The organism is Streptomyces sp. bgisy027 (genome assembly GCF_057710365.1).
Genome location: NZ_JBYIVZ010000010.1, coordinates 119262 through 141410, shown reverse-complemented (window position 1 = coordinate 141410; position 22149 = coordinate 119262). Strand labels below are relative to the sequence as shown.

Sequence of the window (22149 nt, the reverse complement as noted above, 5' to 3'; positions counted from 1 at the left end):
GGTCAGTTCCGGGTTCGGTGGTCGTCGGCGCCCGGCGCGTCGTACAGCCGCTGCCGGCCGAGCATCACCTCGACGTCGTCGCGCTCGCGGATCAGGTGCGCCCGTCCGTCCAGGACGAGGACCTCCGCGGGGTAGCCGTGGCTGAGGAAGTGCACGGGCGAGGCGGTCGGCCCGTAGGCGCCGGAGCGCCGCACGCCGATGAGCTCGCCGGCCTGCAGCGGCGGCATGGGCACCTTCTTGCCGACGACGTCGTTCGGCGTGCACAGCGGGCCCGTGATGTGCCAGGACTCGGTGGCCGGGGCGTCCAGGCGCTCCAGGGCGGCGATGGGGAAGTTCCGCTTGACGTAGGAGCCGATACCGACGGCGGCCATGTGGTGGTTGGTGCCGCCGTCGGTGACCGCGAAGTTCTCGCCCATCGACTGCTTCGTGTAGCGCACCCGGGTCACATAGGTGCCGGACGCGGCCACCAGGAACCGGCCCAGCTCCATGATCATGCGGGTGCCGGGATGCCGTACGGCGAAGGCGTCCACGACCGGGTTGAGCCCGGCGGCGAGTTCGTCGAGGTCGAGGTCCTTCTCGTTGTCGAAGTAGGCGATGCCGAGGCCGCCGCCGACGTCGACGGTCTCCAGCGGGAAGCCGAGGTGCGCCGAGACGCGTTCGGCGAGGTCCAGGATGCGCCGGGTGTTCTCCACGACGGTGTCCTCGCCGAGGATGCGCGTGCCCAGGTAGACCTGGACACCCATCAGGCGTACGGCCGGGTAGCGGGAGGCGAGCTGCGGGCCCTCGGCGAGCAGCTGCTCCTCGTCGATGCCGAACTGGCGGGGCTTGCCGCCCATCGTCAGGCCCGAGCCCTTGACGGAGAAGGACGGGTTGACGCGCAGCGCGACCCGGGCGGTGACGAACTTCTCCCGTGCCACCTCGTCGATGAGGGCGAGCTCGTCGAGGGACTCGCACACGATCGCGTGGATGTCCTCGTCGAGGCAGGCGGCCAGCTCGGTACGGGACTTGCCGGGGCCGAGGAAGATGATGTCGTGCGGGGCGACGCCGGCGCGGCGGGCCGTGACCAGCTCGGTCAGCGAGGACACCTCGGCGCGGGCGCCGCAGCGGTGCAGCAGCGCGCAGACGGAGACGTTCGGGTTGGCCTTCAGCGAGTAGAAGACCTCCAGCGCCGGGTGCAGGCGCCCGCGCAGGCCCTGGAAGCGGGTGGTGATCTCCGCACCGTCGTACAGGTAGAGGGGCGTGCCGTACTGCTCGGCGAGTTCGGTGATGCGAAGGCCCTGCACCTCGTAGGCGAGGCTCACGTTCAGCTCCGATCCGTGCGGGCCGCGAGGCGGCGGGTGATGTCGGTGTCGAGGGCGGCCACCTCGGCGTCGGAGGCGGCCACCAGGACGCCGTAGAGCCGGCCCTCGAAACCGTCGGCGCCGGCGTCGGCAGCGGCGGCGTTCACCGTGGCGTAGTTGTTGACGAACAGGCCGCGCGGGCGCGGGCCGCGCTCGGTCAGCAGCAGCCCGTCGAGGACCTCGCGCAGCTCGGCGAAGGGCAGCGGCCGGGTGAGACGTACGGTGAAGTGGCGGGCGACGGCGACCTCTTCGGGTCCGGCGAGGCCCTCGTGGACGACGCTCTGGTACGTCGACATGTTGTTGCGGGCGTTGATCTCCACGACCGGGTAGAGACCGTCGTCCGGGTCGATCATGGCGTCGACGCCGGCCACCCCGAAGTAGCCGTCGGCGGCGAGGCGTTCGCCCAGCAGGTCGGCGGTGGCGGCGATCTCGGCGACCTGGCGTTCGGTGAGCCGGGCGGGCATGCGGTGGCCCTTGTGGACGCCGTTCTCGGTGAGCAGTTCCTTGACGAAGTCGAAGTGCACGGAGCCGTCCCGGCCCACCGTGAACTGGTAGTTGAGGTCGGCCCGCTTGGCGACCCACTCCTCGATGACCAGCGCGGTGCGCACCGTGCCGCCCTCGCCCGCGGCGCGCTCGGCCTGCGTGAGGGCCATCCGGTGCAGCCGCGCGAGCCGCTTGTCGCTGTCGAGGACGACGATGCCCTTGCCGGACACCCCGAAGGCGTCCTTGACGACGACCTTGCGGCCGGCGGCGAGCAGCTCACCCGCCGCTGCGACGGCTTCCGCCAGCTCGTCCGGCGTCTCGCAGGCCCACCCCCGTGCCTGCCGGATGCCCAGTTCGTCGGCGAGGCGGCGGCTGTAGACCTTGCTGTTGACCCGCTTGCAGGTGGCGGCGTCCGGCGCGGCGAGCGCCAGACCCGTGCGCTCGGCCAGCTCCTCCTCCACGGTGGAGATGCCGTGCGCGGTCAGCCGGGCACCGCCGGCGGCCAGCGCGGACAAGGTGCGCAGCAGCTCCGGGTCGGCGAGGGCGTCCTCGCTGACGGTGCGGCGCGGGTCCTGCCCGGCCACCACGTGCACCGTGGGCAGGGCGAGCCCGAGGCCCTCCAGGTAGGCGCGGTAGCCGTCGTCGAGGGGGGTCTTGAGGACGACGTGGTCGTCCTTGCCGCCGAGCAGCAGCGCGAACTCGTCCATGCGGTTGACGACGGCGCTGCCGGCGTGCGCGCCGACCCGGGGCAGCGCGGGTTCACCGAGCGCCCACTGGTTCTCGACCTCGAAGTTGCCCAGGAACACCAGGGGGGTGTCGGCGGCCGGTGTGATCGCGCGCTTCAGGCGCCTGGTGAAGCCGGAGGGCGGTGGTTGCATCTGTGTCGACCTCGTCATTCTCATGTGGTGGTCAGTGCTCGAGGACCATCGCCGCGAAGGTCGCCCCGAGCCCCACGCTGGTCATCAGGTAGCGGTCGCCGGGGCGCAGCCGGCCCAGCTCCGTGGCCCGCTGGAGGTTGATGAAGGGGTCCGCGCAGAAGCAGTGCCCGGTATGCGCCACCAGGTCCAGGAAGACCTTCTCCAGGGGCAGCCCGAGCGCCTTGCAGACGCCGATCCACGACAGCCGGTTGACGTTGTGCGGCAGCACCAGCGCCAGCTCGTCCAGCCTGCAGCCCGCCTCGTCCAGGGCGGCGCCGATCACCTCGGTCAGGCCGGGCCCGTACAGGTCCTGGAAGTCCTTGGCGGCGGCCTCGCCCATGATGAAGTCGGTGCCGAACCGGGTGTGGGTGCGGGCGGCGTAGCCGAGCATCCGGTCGCGGCCGGAGCGGTCGGCGCTGACCAGGAACGCGGCGGTGCCCTCTCCCATCACCGTGACGTCCGGGATGGACTGCGTCTTGCCGGTGCCGGTCTTCTCGCCGGTGAGGACGAGGGCGAGGGCGTCCGGGTCGGGGTCGGCGGCGAGCAGGGTGCCCGCCATGTCGAGGGCGAGCAGGCCCGAGGCGCAGGCGTGGTGCGAGACCACGAACCCGCTCGCGTGCTCCAGGCCCAGCTCGGCCTGGAGCGGTGCGAGGGACGTCAGCGGATAGGGCAGCGGCGAGGGCATGGTCCGCGCCTGGAGGACGTACTTCACGCGCTGTTCCTGACCGCGCAGCTCGGCGAGCTTGGCGGTGGCGCGCAACAGCAGCTCGGTCTCGCGGGCCTCCGGGGCACGGCAGACCTCGGACAGGCCGTAGAAGCGCTGGTAGCGCCTCAACTGCACGTCGGTCAGCCCGAGTTCGTGCTGGAACCGGGCGATGGGAATGGTGTCGGGCAGACTGCTGGAGACCGCGACGATGGACGTCATACCCACAACATTCGCGGCCCCCGCTGACGCCCAGCTGACGCTGCGCTGACCGGGGCGCCCCTCACCGGCGCCGCGGCCTCTTGGGGGCGGCGGTCACTCCCGGGCGGCGGTCACCCCCGGGCAGCCGTCACTCCCGGCCGGTCACTCCCGGGGAGCCGTCACCCCCGGGCAGCGGTCACTCCCGGGCGGCCGTCACCCCCGGGCGGTCACTCCCGGGGAGCCGTCACCCCCGGGCAGCGGTCACTCCCGGGCGGCCGTCACCCCCGGGCGGTCACCCCCGAGCGGCGATCACTCCCGGGAGGCCGTCACCCCCGGGCAACCGTCACCCCACGGGCAACCGTCACCCCCGGACAGCGGTCACCCCCGGGCGGCCGTCACTCCGGGGCAACCGTCACCGGCTCGGCGTCGCGCACCTGGTGGCGGCCTGCCGCCGCCAGCGTCAGCGTCACGGCCAGCGAGGTGGCCGCCGTGGCCGTCATCGCCGTCCCGGGCGAGGTCAGTTGGGCCACCGTGCCCGCGAGGGCCGCGGCGACGCCCTGCATGGTGAGCATCCCGGCGCCGCGCAAGCCGAGGGCGTGGCCCGCGAGTTCGTCGGGGGTGAGGGCCATCAGCCGCTCCTGCTGGGCCAGGGTCGCGCCGAAGCCGACGGAGGCGACGCACACGATCAGCGCGGCCCATGGCAGGCCCGGCCGCAGCGCGAACAGCAGGTACGGCGCGGCCAGCAGCAGAAGAAGCGGGACAGGCAGGCGGGGGCGCAGGGCGGGCGGTACGAGGCGGCCCACGCTCAGATCGCCGACGAACATACCGAGCGCGGCGGCGGAGAACAGGACGCCGGCGGCGCCGGGGTCGTAGGAGACGTAGAGGGATTCGCAGCCGACGATCAGACCGTTGGGGAGCCACATGCCCAGGTAGGTGAGGCGGCGGGGGCGCGAGGACCACAGGAGGGCGTTCGTGCGCCAGGTCGCCGAGACGGACGGGCGGCCCGAGGAGCGCGGCGGGCGGGCCGACAGGCCGAGCCGCAGGACGACGGACGCGGTGGCGTACAGCGCCGCCGACAGCAGCAGACAGGTACGAGGGGACAGCACCGCCAGCAGCGCGCCGCCCGTCGCGAAGCCGACGACCTGCACCAGCCCGAAGACCATGTTGAACACCGAGCGGCCCAGCACGAAGCCGTCCTTGGGCAGGATCTCGTTCAGCAGACCCCCGGTCACTCCCCCGCCCAGCGAGGCGATCAGGCCCTGGAGGAAGACGACGCCGAAGACCGCCCCGACCGGCAGCCCTGGCAGCGCAAGCACCGCGGTGCAGCCGGCGAAGGCGAGGCTGATGCTGCTCAGCGCGGCTCGCGGGGGCAGCCGGTCGGCGCCCGACAGGAGGAAGGTCGCCCCGAGCATCTGCGCGAGCTGCGGCCCGAACATGCTCACCGCCGACAGCAGCGGCGAGTCCGTGGCCCGGTAGACCAGCGTGGCGAGCGCCAGCCCGCCGATCGTCAGGGCGGCGCCCTGGGCCGCGGAGGCGAGGAAGAACGGGGTGAACTCGGGAGTGCGGAAAAGCTCGCGGTAGCTGCGCATGCGCGGAGTCTGCGGGGGTGTCCGCGCAGGTCGTATTGTTTCGCGCTGACGCGAAACACCGGGGGCGAGCATGGGATGGTGGCAGCTCAACGCGGACACCCTGGCCCGCAGCCGTTTCGTCCTCTCCCCCTTCGCCGAGACCTTCGCGAGCCTGAAGCTGCTGCACTCGGGCACCCCCGCGCACCCCGGCGAGCGGGACTGGCTCCGCGCTCACCTGCCCGCCTACCGCGCCCGCCTCGCCGCCGACCCCACGACCGCACAGCTGGTGCGCGCCGCGCTCGGCCGGGCGTGGATCGCCGACTTCATCGCCCCCACCCCCAAGGACGGGGAGACCTTCGAGGAGGTCGTCGCCCGGGTCCGTTCGGCCGACCCCGCCGCGGCGCGCGCCGACCTCACCGTCTCCCTCGCCGGCCCCCTGCCCGCCGCACTGCACCGCGACGACCTTCCCGACCGTGCCGCCGCGCTCCTCGAACACGTCTGGACCCGGGCGGTACGGCCGTACTGGGACCGCCGCCGACGGATCCTGGAGGCGGACGTCGCCGCCCGGACCGCGCAGGTGAGCCAGGGCGGCTGGGCTGCGGTGCTCGACTCCCTGCGACCGGGCCGGACCCGCTGGCTCGGCGACAACCGCCTCCAGGTGAACCTCAGCGAGTACCCGCCCCGCGAGATCTCCGGCGCCGAGCTCGTCTTCATGCCGGTCACCCCGAAGACCGGCTGGGTCTCCTGGGAGGAGCCCGACCGCTACGCCCTGGTCTACGCCTGCACGGGCGCCCTCACGGACCCCGGCGCCCGCACGGTCCCGGCCGGCCTGAGCGCCCTGCTGGGACAGACCCGCGCCACCGTCCTCGTACTCCTCGGCTCCCCGATGAGCACCAGCCAGCTCGTCGCCGTGACCGGCCAGGCACTCGGCTCGGTCGGCCGCCACCTGCGGATCCTGCTGGACGCGGGACTGGTGGAGCGCAGGCGGACAGGACGATCGGTGCTGTATTCGCGCACCATGTCCGGAAACGTGCTGGTGGCCGCGCCCCTTCAGGGGCGCGGGGAACCGCGCGACCAGCCCCCTCCGGCCGGCGGCGTTCCATCGGCGTCACCCACCGGAGTTAGCATCCGCCTCATGACGACTGCAGACACCAACGAAAACTCCCCCCTCGACGTCGACATCGACGCCCTCACCGGCGGCACCGCCGACCTCGCCCAGTACGCCGGCCAGGCCGTCCTCATCGTGAACGTGGCGTCCAAGTGCGGCCTCACCCCCCAGTACAACGGCCTGGAGAAGCTCCAGGAGCGCTACGCGGAGCGCGGCTTCACCGTGCTCGGGGTGCCCTGCAACCAGTTCATGGGCCAGGAGCCCGGCACCGCCGACGAGATCGCGGAGTTCTGCTCGGCGACGTACGGCGTGACCTTCCCGATGACCGAGAAGGTCGAGGTGAACGGAGAGGGCCGGCACGCGCTGTACGAGCGCCTCGTGGGCTTCGCCGACGCCGAGGGGCACACCGGCGACATCCGCTGGAACTTCGAGAAGTTCCTGATCGGCCGCGACGGCACCGTCGTCGCCCGCTTCTCGCCGCAGACCGAGCCGGAGGCCGCCGAGCTGGTGGCGGCCGTCGAGAGCCAGCTGGCCTGAGCGTCCGTTGACCTTGCCCCTGGGGCAGGGTCGAGCCTCCTTGTCACCGGGCGGATCAGCCGCCCGGTGACGGAGGATGAGGCCGTGGACGACGAACTGCTCACCATCGGCGCGTTCGCCGCGCGGGCCCGGCTGTCGGCCAAGGCCCTGCGGCTCTACGACCGCCTGGGGCTGCTGGCGCCCGCACAGGTCGACGAGGCCAGCGGCTACCGCTACTACCGCGCCGAGCAGGTCGAGCGGGCCCGTCTGGTGGCGCTGCTGCGCCGGCTGGACATGCCGCTCGCCCGGGTCGCGGAGGTCGTGGAGGCCCCGGACGGGGCCGCGGCCGCCGACCGGCTCGCCGCGTACTGGGCGGACGTGGAGGCCCGGACGGCAGGACAGCGGACCCTCGCCGAGTACCTCCGTGGACGGCTGTCGGGGAGGAGCTCCGAGATGTACGGCAAGTTCGTGGTCGAGACGGTGGACGTGCCCGAGCAGGTGGTGATCAGCGAGGCCCGGCATGTGCTGGCGGGTGAGCTGCCGGCCTGGATCGGGGCGTCGCTGGGCCGGCTGGAGGCGGCGGCGCGCGAGTGCGGCGGTGTCACGGCCCCGCCGTTCGTGGTCTACCACTCCGAGGTGTCGATGGAGAGCGACGGCCCGGCCGAGTCGTGCGTGCCGGTCGCCGACGAGGCGGCGGCGCGGGCGTGGGCCGAGCGGCACGGCCGTACCTGGGAGACGAAGGTGAGCGTGCGGCCCGCTCAGCGGCTGGCGTACACCCGGATCACCAAGGCCCAGGTGGCGCATCCGCAGATCCTCGCCGCCTTCGAGGCGGTGGAGGAGTGGATCGAGGGCGAGGGCCTGGAACAGGCGGGCCCGTGCCGTGAGGTCTACTTCGCGGACTGGGACGCGGCGGGGGCACAGGATCCGGTGTGCGACGTGGCGTTCCCGGTGAAGTGATCCCGGGGCCGGTGAAGGCCGGCCCACCGGGACACAGCCGAGCCCTCTCGGCAAGGACGGCGAGCTGGTCGAGAGGGCTCTTGTGATGCTTGTGCAGTTGTCGGTCGACGGTCGGTGGAAGGTGCGGGTTCAGACAGCCCCGCCCCTTACGCCTTGACCGACGCCACGAAGGTGTTCCACGCGGTCGCGGGGAACGCCAGGACGGGGCCCTCGGGCACCTTGGAGTCCCGCACCGCCATGGCCGCTACGACCGGCGACTTGACCTCGACGCACGCGCCGTTACCTGTCGAGTACGAGGACTTGGTCCACGTGACCGTGGCACCCTGACGAATTGCCATGTTCGCTCCGAATTACCAGATGTTGAGTTGCTGTCACCGTCCTGCGCGTCCGGACCGGATCCCGCAGGACGATTCACGCCAACGTTGTTGCTCGGTGGCGTGATCGACGCTACTCGCCAACATCGGCTGACGAAGCGACTATTCACTCGGGTGGGTGGCATATTCCATGGGAGTCTTCCATCCCGGCCGGGAGACGGTGTACCGTACGGCTCTTCTCCGTTCGGGACGGGTTTTTCAGCGCGCGTACTCCTTGGCGATGTCCGCGATGAACTGCCGTGACTGGTCCACGTTCAGGGCCTGCGCCCGCAGGTGCTCGTACATCACGCTGTACTTCTGGACGTCGTTCGCCTTCTCCAGGTACAGGTCGCTGGTGACGCCCTCGATGTAGACGACGCTGGAGTCGGCCGCGTCCGGGAACTCCAGGATCGCGTACTGCCCGTTGAGGCCCGGGTGCGCTCCCATGTCGAAGGGGATGACCTGCACGGTGACGTGCGGCAGCTGGGACTGCTCGACGAGCTGCTCCAACTGGTCCCGCATCAGCGACCGGTTGCCGACCACGCGGCGCAGGGCGGCCTCGTCCAGGACGGTCCACAGCCGCAGCGGGTTCTCCTCGGTGGAGATTCGTTCCTGTCGGCGCATGCGCACCTGGACCCGCTTCTCGATCTCCGCCTGTGCCGTCTCCGGCAGCGCCCCGGCGATCAGGGCCTCCGCGTACTGCTTGGTCTGCAGCAGCCCCGGGACGACCTGCGGGTCGTACACGCGCAGGCTCGCGGCGTCCGTCTCCAGACCGATGTAGACGCTGTAGGGGATGTCGCCGAAGGAGTGCCACCACCCTTGCTGGCGCGAATCCTTGGCCATCTGCATCAGGGAGTCCACGATCCGGTGGTCCTCCACCTCGTAGACCCCGCACAGGTCGCGGACGTCGCGCTGGCTGATACTGCGCCGCCCGTTCTCCAGCCGGCTGATCTTCGACTGCGACACCAGCAGCCGCTCGGCCACTTCCTCGGCGGTCATGCCCTTGAGCTCGCGGAGCCGGCGCAGCTCCTGGCCCAGCCGGCGTCGCCTGACGGTGGGATTGACATTGGACGCCACGGGACGTGCACCTCCGGCTGCCTGCCTGTGATGGCCACTTTGTGTATCTGCTGTTGAGCAGACTGCCACCAAGGTGCTTACTACCGCTGGGAAACGGTGGATATGCGCTGGATACACGCCAGTTCGCCAGGATCCCCGCACATGCGGCCGCGCGGGGCGGCGGGACCGTGGTCCGCCGTCCGGAAGTACGGACGTGCGGACGCAGACCCCGTCGCCCCGCGCGGACCAGCGGCTCCCGTACCGGTCTTGGGGACTGCGGTGCGGCGCTGCACGTGGCGTGCGTGGTGTACGGGTCGTGCCGGTGGTGCGGGTGGAACAGGTGGTGCGCGTGCCGGATCAGGCGGTGCGTGCGCCGGATCCGGTGATGCGGGTCGTGGGACTGCGGCTCAGTGGGCCACGACACGCGCCATGGATCCGCGGCGCGGCTGCACCGGAACGCCACGAGCGGGTTCCGCCGCGGCCCTGCCTCCGGGGGCGGCCGGCCGGCCGGCCGGGGCAGCCGGGTTGCGACGCGGCTGGGCAGCCGCGCCGTTCTGGACGTCCATCACCGCGTGCGCGACGAGACCGCCCATCGGGTCGTGCCTGATCAGATCCCGCAGCCGGGACCGTGAGGACCTGCCCTCATTACCCGGATACAGGTGCTTGCCGAGGCCGACCGCGTGCGCCAGGGCGGCGAGCGCCGCGGTCCGCGGGTCCGGCGGTACGCCGGTGCGGATCGCGGAATCCAGCCGGGCCCTGATCTCCCGGCTGATGTCGGTGTCCGTCGCCTGGTAGCGAGTCGTCGGCAGCACTCCGCACATCTGGCCCGGCACGGCGGCGACCATGCCGCACCTCTCCAGATGCGAGAGATAGGTCTGGCGCAACCCCAGCCGGGGCCCGCCGATCCAGTGGACGGCACGCACGGGAGCGCCACGCCTTCGCAGCAACTCCAACGCGCAGTCCAGTGTCGGATCTCCAGTCGGCCGTGGTGCCACCACGGCGATACGATCCCCGTCTGGGGCTATCCGTCCGGCCAGCGCCAGCTCCACTAGCTGTGCTCCGGCCAGACCGAGGTCGAGCGACTGCGGCTGTGCGGTGGTACCCGTGGCCGGGTCCAGCGCCAGCAGCAGAAGCTCCTCCGGAAGTGTTCTGCGGCTCCTGCCCATCCATGCCTCCCCGCGTGGATGAAAGACAGGGTGACCCCTCTCACATTGGTCTGTCGAGGGTGCGTGACCTGTTTGTGAGGGAACCGGTAGCTATGTCGTTCTCGTCTACCGCGTCAGTGGGGGGTCGCGCACAGGACACTGGTACATGGTTCGGGCAGCGGCACGGGGGTCGCACGGTCACAGTGTCCGGGCGACGGCTCACGGTTCGGCAGACGCACGGTGGGCGTGCGGCGGCACATGGAGGAGGCATCGGTGGCGGGCGAGTCCCCCGACAGGTCGAAGCAGCGCGAGTCGTCGGCAGAACCGACGTCGGGGAGCGCGATTCCGGTTCCCGAGTCCAGGCCCGAACCGGAGGGCGGCGCGGAGAAGCGCGACCCGCGCCTCGCGGTGGCCCGGGAGTCCACGTCCCCGCAGAAGCCGGCGTCCCGCGGCGGCGTGGACACGGCGACGCGGGTGCTGTCCCGTCGCGAACTGGAGGCGGTACGGGCCGAGCTGGAGTCCGAGGGCGCGGAGAAGTCCGAGGGCGCCGAGGACTCGGCTGACGGCGGGACGGCGAAGGACGGCGACGCCGCGGGCGCCGAGGGCACGAAGGCGGAATCCCCGGAGGCTGAGCAGCCGAACGCCGGGGCCGCGGACGCGGACGCCACGGACGCCGAGGCCGCGGACGCGGATGCCGGCGGCGCCGAGGGCACGGACGCCGAGGACGCGCGAGCCGAGGACGCGGAGCCCGAGGACGCCGTGCCGGCGGACGCCGGCGGTGACGCCGGGTCCGGGTCGAGCGACGACCGGCTGAAGGCCGCCGTCGCGGCCTGGGTGGCCACCTCGGACGGCGACGGCAAGGGCACGACGCCGGACGCGGACGACGCCGCCGAGGGTGCCGACGGCGATGTCGAGACGGACACCTCCGCGGCTCCCGACGCCGACGACGCCTCCACGACCGCCGGGGACGGCCCGGCCGAGACTCCTGAGGCGTCCGAGACCCCTGAGGCCGCTGAGGCGCCCGACGGGGCCGGCAAGGACGCTCCTGCCGCCTCCGAGGGCTCCCCCGAGGACGCAGCCTCGCGGGACCCCCGCAAGGCCGCCGCCGCGCGTACCTCCGCCGCAGCCCCCGAGGACGCTGTTCCCGGCAAGGACGCCAAGCCCGGGGACGCCGAGGCCAGCACGCCCGCCGACTCCGGTCGGCCCGAGGACGCCGAGGCCGGCGCGCCCGCCGACTCCGGTCGGCCCGAGGGGGACGGCGAGACCGGCAAGGCCGTCGATCAGCCGACCGCGATCTTCAAGGCCGTACGGCCTCCCAGGCCCTCCGTCGATCAGCCGACCACCATGCTGAAGGCGCCCAGGCCCGGGACTCCCGGGCCCGAGGCACCGGAGCCCGAGGCGCCCGCCGAGCGGACCAGCAAGTTCGTCGCGCTCAAGCCGGACATCCGGCCGCAGGCCCCGAAGCCGCCGGTCGCCCCGGACGCGCCGAAGCCGTCGGCCACCCCGGACGTCACCACCGCCGTCCCGCAGGTCGGTCCCGAGCGGACCACCCAGCAGCCGCTGCCGCCGAAGCCGCCGCTCGATCTGCTGGCCGAGCTGACGAACACCCCGCCGCCGCCGGACACCGCGGTGCGGACGGCCATCCGGCGGGTCAAGATCTGGACGCCGCTGGTCATCCTGCTCGCGATCGTGTTCGCGGTCGTCCAGTCGGTGCGCCCGCTCCCGGCCCCCACCCTGGAGCTGACCGCGCAGGACACCTACACCTTCGACGGCAGCAAGATCGACATCCCGTGGCCCGCCGACGGCCAGGCCGCGCTGGACGTCGACGGCATCGGCACCTTCGGCTCCTCCGGCGACCAGAAGCCCGTTCCGATCGCCAGTGTCGCCAAGGTCATGACCGCGTACCTCGTCCTGCGCGACCGTCCCCTCAAGAGCGGCGACGAGGGCCCGAAGATCAAGATCGACCAGCTCGCCGAGGACCAGTCGAACGCGGGCCAGGAGTCGACCGTCGACGTCACCGCCGGCGACGAGATCACCCAGCGCGAGGCGCTGGAGAGCATCCTGATCGCATCCGCGAACAACGTGGCCCGACTGCTGGCCCGCTGGGACGCCGGCTCGGAGAAGGCGTTCGTGGCGAAGATGAACGCCGCCGCCGAGGACCTCGGCATGACCAACACGACGTACACCGACCCCTCCGGCCTGAACGACACCACCGTCAGCACGGCCGTGGACCAGGTGAAGCTGGCGAAGGCGGCGATGAAGTTCCCCGCCTTCCGTGAGGTCGCCGCGATGATGTCGTACGACGACTACAAGGGGACCAACCACTCCAACTGGAACCAGCTGGTCGGCAGGAACAACGTCGTCGGCATCAAGACCGGCACCACCACCTCCGCCCTCGGCAACCTCGTGTTCGCCGCGAAGAAGGAGGTCGGCGGCGAGACCCGCACCATCGTCGGCGCCGTCGTCCGCCAGCCCGCCGGCGGTCCGGAGAACACCATCCTGAGCGCCGCGCTGGACGGCGGCGACAAGCTCATCCGTGCCGCGCAGGGCGCGCTGGAGTCGGCCACGATCCTGAAGAAGGGCGACGTCGTCGGGTACGTCGACGACGGTCTCGGCGGTCGCACCGAGGTCGTCGCGACCAAGGACGTCAAGGCGGTCGGCTGGTCGGGCCTGAAGGTGAAGCTGACCTTCGCGCCCGACGAGGTGCCGCACACCGCGAAGGCCGGCACCCAGGTGGGCACCCTCACCGTGGGCGACGGCAGCAGCGGCGCCGTCAAGATCCCGGTCGCTCTCCGGACGGAGCTGGCCGAGCCGGGCTTCACGGACAAGCTGACCCGTATCGCCTGACCTTCGGGCATCCGAAGGGACACTCGCGCAGCCCGCCGACGGCGCTCGTCGGCGGGCTGCGTGCTAGCGTCACGAAACGGGCAGGTCGTCGCTCACAGGGCGCGGCCGGAGAACCTTCAGGGTCTGGGCCGACAACACGCGGCAAACGGGACGCGGCCGGAACAGAAGACGGGACAGCACGGGGAGTGCCTCAGACGTGGCCACTGCGGAGCCGACACGCGCCGACGACGCCGATCCGGGACCGGGAGCCGGTCCGCGAATACGCGTACCCGCGCCCCGCACGGAAGAGGGCCACAGCCGTAGGGAACAGAGACCTCCGTCACGGCTGACCGCCGCCGTCACCGCCCTGCGCGAGCGTCTGCTGCGTCACCCGGTGCTGTCGATCACGACCCTGGCCGGGCTTCTTCACGTCATCTGGTTCTTCACGTTCGCGAACAGCGGTGGCGATCTCGCGGCCCAGGACGCCTGGGCCGAGTTCGTCGGCCGGCACCCGGACTCGGCCTACAACCTGGCCTGGTACGGCGGTATGCACCCGGTGTCCTACAGCGTGGTGTCGCCGTACCTGATGTCGGTCCTCGGCGTCCGCACGACGATGATGATCGCGGGGACCATCTCCGCGGGCCTGCTGACGCTGGTCCTGCTGCGCAGCCGGTCGGTGCGCAATCCACTGTGGGCAGCGTTCGCCGGGGTCTTCGGGCTGATCGCCAACGCGATCTCCGGGCGGGTGACCTTCGGGCTGGGCACGATGTTCGCGCTGGGCGCGGTCGCCGTCGTGTTCTGCTGGCCGTACCGCTGGCGCTACAAACGCTGGGCGAAGGCGCTGTGCGCGGCTCCGCTGGCCGCGCTCGCCACCATGGCGTCGCCGGTCGCGGGGCTGTTCGTCGGCTTCGTGGCGGTGGCGCTGTTCCTCCAGAAGCGCCGGCCGGGCGCCTGGGCGCTGGGCATCGCGCCGACGGCGGTGGTCGCCGCGTCGGCCTGGCTGTTCCCCTTCTCCGGCACCCAGCCGATGGTGATCGGGTCGGTGCTGCTGCCGCTGCTGTGCGCCGTCGTGACCTTCGTGATCGTGCCCGAGGAGTGGAAGACGGTCCGGCTGGTGTCGGCGGTCTACGGCCTCTCGGTCGTGCTCGTCTGGGTGGTCAGCTCGCAGATCGGCTCCAACATCACGCGCCTGGCGATGCTGTTCGCCGGGACGGCGCTGGTGGCCGCGCTGCCGTACACGGTGCCCCGCTCGCGCAAGTGGTACACGGGCGTACTGGCCCTGCTCACCTTCGTCGGCTGGATCGGCTACAAGACGGTCGACGACGTCATCCACGCCGCCCCGGCCGCGTCCTGGGCGCGCGAGCTGGCGCCGCTGGTCAACGAGCTCCAGGAGGTCGGCGCCGAGAAGGGCCGTGTCGAGGTGGTCCCGGCCCGCTCCCACCGGGAGGCCTCCGCGCTGGCGCCGTACGTCAACCTGGCCCGCGGCTGGAACCGCCAGGCCGACATGGAACGCAACCCGCTGTTCTACGACGACACCCTCAACTCCGCGAACTACCGCGAGTGGCTCCAGCGCTGGGCCGTGCACTTCGTGGTGCTGCCCAAGGACGAGCCGGACGCCTCGGGCGCGGAACGCGAGCGGGAGCTGGTGCAGCGCGGCCTGCCGTATCTGAAGCAGGTGTGGGGCGACGCCAACTGGCAGCTGTTCCAGGTGACCGCCCCCGCGCCGTTCGCCGAGCCGAACGCCGTCGTCGAGCGGGCCGAGCAGGGCGAGATGACGATGCGGGTGAGCAAGCCGGGCCGGGTCCTGATCCGCATCCCCTACTCGCCGTGGCTGAGCATCGTCGACGCCGACGGCAAGAAGCTCGACCCGCCGAAGGAGACCGAGGAGTCCCAGGACCGCCCCGACGGCGAGCCGAAGACGTACGACAACGTCAACGGCTGCCTGACGGAGACGGAGGAGGACGCGCAGGGCGACAAGTGGACGACCCTGGTCGCTCCCCGGGCGGGCGAGTACCGCCTGGCGGCGCCGTACGACGTCCCGCGCGGCACCCCTTGCCCGGAGGAGTTGCGCTGACCGCCGCTCGCAGGCGGTCCTGCGGTTCGCCTGCCACGCGAGGCGGCACCCGTCACACCTTCGGCACCTCCCGCACGCACCACGGCGGCTACCGTTCAGCGGAGACGAGCAGGCACCCCTCTCCCCATCTGATGCTTCGTCAGCTAAACCGGACCCATGGCAGACGACACGACACACCCGGACGAGACCCGCAGCCGCCTGTACGCCGAACTGGCCGCCGTCGGGCCCTACGGAGCCGACCTCGGGCACGCGCTCATCACCATGGTCGAGCCACACCCCGGCCGGGAGCGCGAATACAATCGCTGGTACGAAGACGACCACTTCATCGCCGGCGCGATGGCCATGCCGTGGATGTACGCCGGGCGCCGCTGGGTCGCCACGCGGGACCTGCAGCGACTGCGCTACCCACGGACATCCGCCGTCGCCCAGCCGGTGACGGCCGGCTGCTACATCTCCGTCTACTGGATGACCGCCGGCCGGTACGCCGACCACATGCGGTGGACCGTCGGCATCAACAAACGCCTCAACCGCGACCACCGGGTCTTCCAGGACCGCACGCACGTCTTCACGGCCTTCCAGGACCATGTGGCGACCGTCTATCGCGACGGCGACCAGGGTCCACGCGCCGTCCACGCCCTCGACCATCCCTACGCCGGACTCGTGGTCCAGGTCATCGACGCCGGCTCCCCGGCCGGGCGTGGGGACCTGCTCGCCTGGCTCCGCGACGACCACCTTCCGAAACGGCTGGCGGGCTCGCCCGCGGCCATGGTGACTCTCTTCACGCCGACACCCCTGCCCCTGGACCGCATGACCTACGTCAAACAGGTCGAGGGGGTGGGAACCCGGCTGACCCTGCTGTGGTTCCTCCAGCACGACCCCCGCGACAGCTGGCACGAGCACTTCGCCGACCTGGACACGGCGGTGGCGGCTTCGGGGCTGGGCGATGTGCAGTTCGTCGCGCCGTTCATCCCCACGGTGCCCGGGACGGACCGATACGTGGACGAGTTGCGGTGAGCCCTCCGGGGCCGCCCGGGCGCACCCGCGCCTCATCGGGGCTGCTGGTGACACACGCGCGCCGAGACGGTGCGCCGAGGGATCCTCGGCCGGGTTGTTGCGCCTTGTGCCGCGGGCAAGAAGGTCCGCCACAACAAGGGCGCCTCCCTCCCCGGCCCCGGACCCCCACAGTCTGACGTCGCGTCAGTCAATGCGCCACAGCCGGGAAGGCCACGACGCCTCGGGGCCGCCCGGCCGCCGCCGACAGGGTGATGTCGCAGTACCGGCTCACCCGGCCCCGGCGTGTGCGGGACCGGCGGCCTGAGCGACCTTGACGAACATGTCGGCATGCTCATCGGCTGGTGCAGGTATGCGAGACCCTCAGTCGTACCCCGACGGGCACGTCGACGGCCGGTGAACCGCAGCAAGGCGGCTGTGAGCGACGCATTGATCAGCGAACCAGCCGTGCCCGGGCCGGCGGTTCGGTGCACCGACGGCCGTGACGGGGTGCCGATGCCGCGCGGGCCGATCGGCACGGTGCGCTGCGGTGCGCCGCAGCCTCGGAAGGTACGCCGGCGAGGGTCACGCCGTGGGCAGCGACCGGGCCGGCGCCCCCGAACACTCCGGCGGGAACGGGTACCCCTTCCCGCCCACCGCGCCGAACTGCGCGCCTCGCCCTTGCGAGCAGCCGCCACGACCACCCGCCCGCCCTGTGTCCGCCGGCCCCTCCCGGGGCGGGCGGCACGGCCCGCCACCGCTGCCGGCATCGCCGCACGAGGCAGCGACGCCCCCGCGGCGGAAACGCCCACGGACCCACCCGCCGAGGCCAGGGCCGGCAGGGTGGCCGAACGCTCCCGCATCGACGTGTGCACCGCGCACGCCGCCCCCGCCCGAAACACCAGGAGCCAGGCCCTGATGACCAAGACCCTCGTCACCGTCTTCGGCGCCGCCATGCTCGCCGCCGGCGCGGTACTGGTCAAGCACCACTACTGGCCCATGGAACCGGACCACGAACCGCGCGAGGAAGTGGCCGAGTACATCGCCATGATGGTCAGTGTGCTCTACGCCCTGGTCCTGGGCCTCTCCCTGGCAGCCGTCCAGGGGATCCAGAGCAGCGCCGGGGCTCATGCCGAGGCCGAGGCAGGCGCGGCACACCAGATCCTGCTGCTCGCCGAAGGACTGCCTCCCGCGCAGGCCGAGCGGACCCGCCTCGGCGTCGACGCGTACGTGCGCCACGTCGTGTCCGTCGAATGGCCCGCCATGGCGCAGGGCACACTGGACGGCGGCCGGGGCTGGGACCTGGTGGACCGGCTCCGGACCGCCATGCAGGTTCCGGACACCGCCACCGCGGCCGAGCAGGTCACCGGTATGGAGACGCTCGCCCAGCTCAGCACGCTCAGCAGAGCCCGGCGCGGGCGCGAGGCCGACGTGGGCGCAAGTCTGTCGCCCGTGCTGTGGTTCGGACTGATCGTGGGCGGCGTGCTCACCATGGCGTTCATCTTCGTGTTCGGAATCGGCCGGAGTTTCACTCACGTGGCGATGGTGATGGGACTGAGCGTGCTGATCACCCTCACCGTGCTGCTCGTCCACCATCTCAACACGCCCTTCAGCGGCTTGTTCGCGGTGGACGAGACCCCCTTCATACGCTACTTCCCGTTCCCTTGAACTCACCCGTGCGGCACGGCGGCCGCCGTGCCTCGGACGGCCCAGTTCGGCATGACAAGCCGCAACACCGCTCATAGCCTTGCCCATTAATGCTGCATAAACGTGCTTTGCGGCGAATGTTTTGCATGCCGACGCACCGGACGGTTTGAAGGGAATACGGATGGTGAGTGCCGATGGCACCGATCTGACGTTCCGTCCGGGAACAGATTTCTCGTCTCCGTCACCGTCTCCGAAACGGAGAAAGCCGCGCGGACGCTGCACCGCCGCGGCCACGATGTGCGGCCTGCTGGGCCTGACAGGAGGTGTGGCGGCCCTCCTCGCCTGGCGTGCCGACGGCAGAGCGGCCGTCGGCTCACCCCTCTTCGGGACCGCGGTGATCTGCGGTGTGATCGCGGGTTTCTGCGTTTCCCTGCTGGTCACCCGCCCCTGGGAGTTCACCGTCCGCAAGGTGTGGTTGACCAGCGTGGCCTTCACCCTGGTGTGCGTGACCGGGATGACCGTCTGCTGGGCGGCCATCCTCCGCGACGGGGGCGGGAACCTCGCCGCCGGGCGGACCATGCGCGACGAGGGGGATGTGCAGCAGTACCTCGAGGGAGCGATACCACAAGGACGGTCTCCGGTCATGATCCGCACCGGCCTGTACGTGGAGTCCTTAGAATTCACCAGCGCCAGCAACGTGGCAGTGACGGGGTATGTGTGGCAGCGGTATCCCGAAGGGTTCCCCAAGGACGTCACCAAGGGTGTCGTCTTCCCGGAGGCCGACAACGCCTACCTGAGATACCGCGACATCGCCTACGACAAGACGGCGGCGGACGGGACACGGACCATCGGCTGGTACTTCACCACGACCTTCCGGCAGCGGTTCGACTACCACACCTACCCTTTCGACCGTCAGAACGTCTGGCTGCGGATGTGGCAGCCGGACTTCGACAAGGACGCCGTCCTCGTCCCGGACCTCTCCTCCTACCCTCCCTGGACGGACAAGCGCATACTGGGCGTCGACGGTCAGATCGTCACGGGTCAATGGCGGCCGATGTACTCGGTCTACAGCTACGCCCGTTACTCCTACCCCACGAGCTACGGCCTGAAGGCGTACGACCGGCCCGTGAGTTACCCGGACCTGTACTTCAACATGGTCTTCGAGCGCAATTTCACCGGCGTGGTCATCGGCGATCTCGTTCCCGCCGGGCTCATCGCTCTGGTGGTGTTCGCCTCGCTGTTCGTCACCAGCCGGGACCAGAAGTTCCAGCTGTACGGCTCCACCACGTTCGCCGTCATGGCCTTTCTGGTGACCATGCTCCTGGTGGTGGTCGTCGACCACAACCAGCTGAGAGCGATCTCGGCGGACGGTTCGGTGATGTATTGGGAGTACGTCTACTTCGGGCTCTACCTGCTGCTGGTCCTGGCGACCGCCAATGGCGTACTGATCGCCCTGGACCGGCCCGGCGCGGTCCTCACCAGAACCGGCTGTCTGCCGGCCAAGGCGCTGTACTGGCCACTGCTGGCCGTGGTCATGCTGACCGGCACCGTCGCGGTGTTCTTCGGGGTGGGCTGGTGACCGGGGCCGGAAAGAGGCGGAGCGGACCGGCCAGGCCACTTCATCCTGATGTTCTTACTCAGGCCGCGGCGTCCGCCAGCTTCGGCACGAGGACCGAGGCGTCCACGGTGCCCAGGCCGGAGGCCAGGTCGTAGCCCCTGGTGGCTTCGAAACCATCGGGACCGTTGTTCCCGACGGTGATGTCGACGACGCCGCCCTTCGGGTCCCGGGCCAGCGCGTACAACGCGTCGTGAATGTCGCCGAGGCGACTGCCCGCCCTCTCGTTGGCGAGCGCGACGAGGGCGGCGAACACGGGCGCGGCCCCGTCGGCGCCGCCGGCCGGCATCCAGCCCGCGCCCTCGGGCAGAAATCCCTGGTAGGTGAGGGTGCCGCCGGAGGCGGAGGCGTCCATGGAGAGGTCACAGGTGCCGCGGGACTCATCAACCACGTCGCTGACCCGATCCTGGTAGTCGGGCCGTGCGAAGATCTTTGAGGTACCGCCTCCGGTGGCACCGGCCCGGTCGCGCCAGACGGTGTCCGGGCCCGTGCGCCGACCCGTGTCGTCCAGGTGCAGCCGGGAGGCGCCGAGCGCGAGCACGCTCGGGTCGGAGGCCGGCCAGGACACGGACCTGACCCGCTCGCCGCCCGGGCCGATGGGCGGGGCGGCGCCGAGGTCGCCCGCTTCGGCCACCAGGGTGGTGCCGCCCGCCACCACGGCCGCCAGCGGGTCACTGAGCTCCTCCAGGTCGTCGGCCGGTTCACCGCTGTTGCCCGCGGCGGTGTACTCCGGGATGCCGAAGCCGATGGAAATCGCGTCCGGGGTGTACCTGTGAACGGACTCGCCGATGCCGTCGAGGATCAGCTCGGCGCCCGCGGCCGCTCCTTCCGCGGCTTCGCGGGCGGACTCTCCCCGGGGCGCCGACCGCGGCGGGCCGGAGGGGGCGAGGACGGTGCGCCGGGCCGCCTCAGGCAGGCCGATCCGGGTGACGACGATCTTGGCATCCGGGGCCATCATGTGCACTGTCTGCACGGCCAGGGTGGTCTCCACGGCCGCTTCGGCCATCGCTTTGTTCTCCGGGTCGAACGGGGCGTCACGCCCGGCCGGATCGTAGGGGTCGACGGCCAGGTCCGGCTTCGGCAGCTTCATCGCCCTGCTGAAGGTCTCCAGATCCCTGTTCAGGGTGTCGGGTACGACCTCCTCGTAGACCACCACTGTGCGGCCCTTGCCCGTCAGCCCGGCCGAATTCAGCTTGTCGATGCCGTACGCGGTGCGCACCAGGTCCGGCGTGTGGCAGGCGGTGCCCAGCCTCGCACGGCACTCCGCGGCCGTCGGCATCCTGCGGAAGGGGCGCGGTGCGGCGGAGGGGGAAGCGGAAGGCGAGGCGGAAGCACGGACGGCATCCGCGACGGCCGGCGCGGCGGCCCGCCCCGTCTCCGGCCCGGCGACGTCGCCGCAGCCCGGGACGGTCACGGTCAGCGTCGCGACCGACGCCGTGGCAAGGAGACACCAGCGTTTGGTGAGCGGGGCAGCCATGCTCCCATCGTGGACACGACCCGTGCACCACGCCCGCTGGACTGGGCTGTTGGAGGGCGGCACGTACACCGTCTGATGCGGCCGGCTCGTCGTGGGTGTGCGGGCCGGCGGGCGGTGAGGATCGCCGGCGGCGCCGTGACACCCGGCAGCCCCGTCCCAGCCGTGCGCCGGCCCGCGTGCGGTCCGGCGGAAGCCTCCGGCATGCCGTGGCCGGTGCCCGGCACGGCGCGGGGGCGTGCCCTCGTGGTGATGCACGAGGTCGTGACGGGCGCACGCGTCGTGGCCCGCACCCCCTCGTGCCCTTCCTTCCTCCCTCGGACGCCCATACTCTGACGCCCCGTCAGATAATGCGCCAGAGTCAGGGAGGTCTCGATGTCACTGCTCACCGGCAAGACCGTCGTCGTCTCGGGAGTGGGAGCCGGGCTGGGCCACCAGGTCGCGGCGGCCGTCGTACGGGACGGCGGGAACGCCGTGCTCGGGGCGCGCACGGAGGCGAACCTGGCGAAGAGCGCCGCCGAGCTCGATCCCGACGGGGCGCACACGGCGTACCGGGCGACCGACATCACCGACGAGGGGCAGTGCGAGGCGCTGGCCGCGCTGGCCCGGGAGCGGTTCGGCGGGATCGACGGCGTGGTACATGTCGCCGCCTGGGACTCCTACTTCGGCGGCCTCCAGGACGCCGACTTCGCCACCTGGCAGTCGGTGATCGACGTCAATCTGCTGGGCTCGCTGCGGATGACCCGCGCCTGTCTGCCGGCACTGAAGGAGGGCGGCGGCTCGGTGGTGTTCATCGGCACCCAGTCCTCGGTGGCCGCCCCGTCCCAGGTGCGCCAGGCCGCCTACGCCGCCTCCAAGGGCGCGCTCACCAGCGCCATGTACTCCCTGGCGCGGGAGCTGGGCCCGCACCGCATCCGGGTCAACACCGTGCTGCCGGGCTGGATGTGGGGGCCGCCGGTGCAGGCGTACGTCCAGTTCACCGCGCACACCGAGGAGGTGCCGCAGGAGGACGTACTGCGGCGGCTGACCGAGCGGATGGCGCTGCCGGACCTGGCCACGGACGGCGATGTCGCCAACGCGGCGGTCTTCCTCGCGTCGGATCTGGCGCGGGCGATCACCGGGCAGTCGCTGCTGGTGAATGCGGGGGAGTTGATGCGCTGAGGTACGGTTTCGACC

Annotated in this window: 16 protein-coding genes and 1 pseudogene; 9 read left to right on the top strand and 8 right to left on the bottom strand. The window is 71.6% G+C overall.

The window, feature by feature from the left end:
* Positions 1 to 2: 2 nt before the first annotated feature.
* From AC3ETA_RS13180 to AC3ETA_RS13165, 4 genes are all read right to left on the bottom strand, one after another.
* On the bottom strand, positions 3 to 1301 hold the full coding sequence (locus AC3ETA_RS13180; RefSeq protein WP_432193040.1) for a type III PLP-dependent enzyme: 1299 nt from the start codon (positions 1299 to 1301) through the stop codon (positions 3 to 5).
* A 2-nt stretch (positions 1302 to 1303) separates the two neighbouring features.
* On the bottom strand, positions 1304 to 2701 hold the full coding sequence (locus AC3ETA_RS13175) for a preATP grasp domain-containing protein (protein WP_432193039.1): 1398 nt from the start codon (positions 2699 to 2701) through the stop codon (positions 1304 to 1306).
* A 31-nt stretch (positions 2702 to 2732) separates the two neighbouring features.
* Complete coding sequence (locus AC3ETA_RS13170) at positions 2733 to 3665, bottom strand: 3-oxoacyl-[acyl-carrier-protein] synthase III C-terminal domain-containing protein (protein ID WP_432193038.1); 933 nt, start codon at positions 3663 to 3665, stop codon at positions 2733 to 2735.
* 374 nt (positions 3666 to 4039) lie between these two features.
* The gene (locus tag AC3ETA_RS13165) at positions 4040 to 5233 is read right to left on the bottom strand and encodes an MFS transporter (RefSeq protein WP_432193037.1); all 1194 of its coding nucleotides are present in this window, start codon (positions 5231 to 5233) and stop codon (positions 4040 to 4042) included.
* Positions 5234 to 5303: 70 nt separating this feature from the next.
* On the opposite strand from AC3ETA_RS13165, the pseudogene AC3ETA_RS13160 reads away from it, so the two are divergent.
* The 3 genes and pseudogenes from AC3ETA_RS13160 to AC3ETA_RS13150 form a co-directional block, all read left to right on the top strand.
* A pseudogene (locus AC3ETA_RS13160) lies at positions 5304 to 6266 on the top strand (ArsR/SmtB family transcription factor); the annotation flags it as partial.
* Between the two features lie 81 nt (positions 6267 to 6347).
* Complete coding sequence (locus AC3ETA_RS13155) at positions 6348 to 6857, top strand: glutathione peroxidase (RefSeq protein ID WP_432193089.1); 510 nt, start codon at positions 6348 to 6350, stop codon at positions 6855 to 6857.
* A gap of 84 nt (positions 6858 to 6941) precedes the next feature.
* A complete protein-coding gene (locus AC3ETA_RS13150) occupies positions 6942 to 7793 on the top strand; it encodes a MerR family transcriptional regulator (RefSeq protein WP_432193036.1) in 852 nt (283 codons plus the stop codon).
* 146 nt (positions 7794 to 7939) lie between these two features.
* Here AC3ETA_RS13150 and AC3ETA_RS13145 read toward each other — a convergent pair whose 3' ends face one another.
* From AC3ETA_RS13145 to AC3ETA_RS13135, 3 genes are all read right to left on the bottom strand, one after another.
* Positions 7940 to 8131, bottom strand: coding sequence for a DUF397 domain-containing protein (locus AC3ETA_RS13145; RefSeq protein ID WP_432193035.1), 192 nt, complete (start codon positions 8129 to 8131; stop codon positions 7940 to 7942).
* 234 nt (positions 8132 to 8365) lie between these two features.
* Positions 8366 to 9223: a helix-turn-helix domain-containing protein gene (locus AC3ETA_RS13140; protein WP_030967808.1), complete on the bottom strand. Its 858-nt coding sequence runs from the start codon at positions 9221 to 9223 to the stop codon at positions 8366 to 8368.
* Positions 9224 to 9609: 386 nt separating this feature from the next.
* Positions 9610 to 10368 carry a GOLPH3/VPS74 family protein gene (locus AC3ETA_RS13135; protein WP_432193034.1) on the bottom strand — a complete coding sequence of 253 codons (759 nt, stop codon included), beginning with the start codon at positions 10366 to 10368 and terminating at the stop codon, positions 9610 to 9612.
* Between the two features lie 252 nt (positions 10369 to 10620).
* On the opposite strand from AC3ETA_RS13135, the gene AC3ETA_RS13130 reads away from it, so the two are divergent.
* From AC3ETA_RS13130 to AC3ETA_RS13110, 5 genes are all read left to right on the top strand, one after another.
* Positions 10621 to 13194, top strand: coding sequence for a D-alanyl-D-alanine carboxypeptidase (locus tag AC3ETA_RS13130; RefSeq protein WP_432193033.1), 2574 nt, complete (start codon positions 10621 to 10623; stop codon positions 13192 to 13194).
* 196 nt (positions 13195 to 13390) lie between these two features.
* Complete coding sequence (locus AC3ETA_RS13125) at positions 13391 to 15247, top strand: MFS transporter (RefSeq protein ID WP_432193032.1); 1857 nt, start codon at positions 13391 to 13393, stop codon at positions 15245 to 15247.
* 156 nt (positions 15248 to 15403) lie between these two features.
* Positions 15404 to 16261, top strand: a complete 858-nt coding sequence (locus AC3ETA_RS13120) for a hypothetical protein (RefSeq protein WP_432193031.1) — start codon at positions 15404 to 15406, stop codon at positions 16259 to 16261.
* 894 nt (positions 16262 to 17155) lie between these two features.
* Positions 17156 to 17905 carry a bestrophin-like domain gene (locus AC3ETA_RS13115; RefSeq protein WP_432193030.1) on the top strand — a complete coding sequence of 250 codons (750 nt, stop codon included), beginning with the start codon at positions 17156 to 17158 and terminating at the stop codon, positions 17903 to 17905.
* Positions 17906 to 18209: 304 nt separating this feature from the next.
* Positions 18210 to 19463 carry a hypothetical protein gene (locus AC3ETA_RS13110; RefSeq protein ID WP_432193029.1) on the top strand — a complete coding sequence of 418 codons (1254 nt, stop codon included), beginning with the start codon at positions 18210 to 18212 and terminating at the stop codon, positions 19461 to 19463.
* A 58-nt stretch (positions 19464 to 19521) separates the two neighbouring features.
* Here the strand turns inward: AC3ETA_RS13110 and AC3ETA_RS13105 are convergent, their stop codons facing one another.
* Positions 19522 to 20976, bottom strand: coding sequence for a S53 family peptidase (locus AC3ETA_RS13105; protein ID WP_432193028.1), 1455 nt, complete (start codon positions 20974 to 20976; stop codon positions 19522 to 19524).
* Positions 20977 to 21348: 372 nt separating this feature from the next.
* On the opposite strand from AC3ETA_RS13105, the gene AC3ETA_RS13100 reads away from it, so the two are divergent.
* On the top strand, positions 21349 to 22134 hold the full coding sequence (locus AC3ETA_RS13100; protein WP_432193027.1) for an SDR family oxidoreductase: 786 nt from the start codon (positions 21349 to 21351) through the stop codon (positions 22132 to 22134).
* Positions 22135 to 22149: the final 15 nt, after the last annotated feature.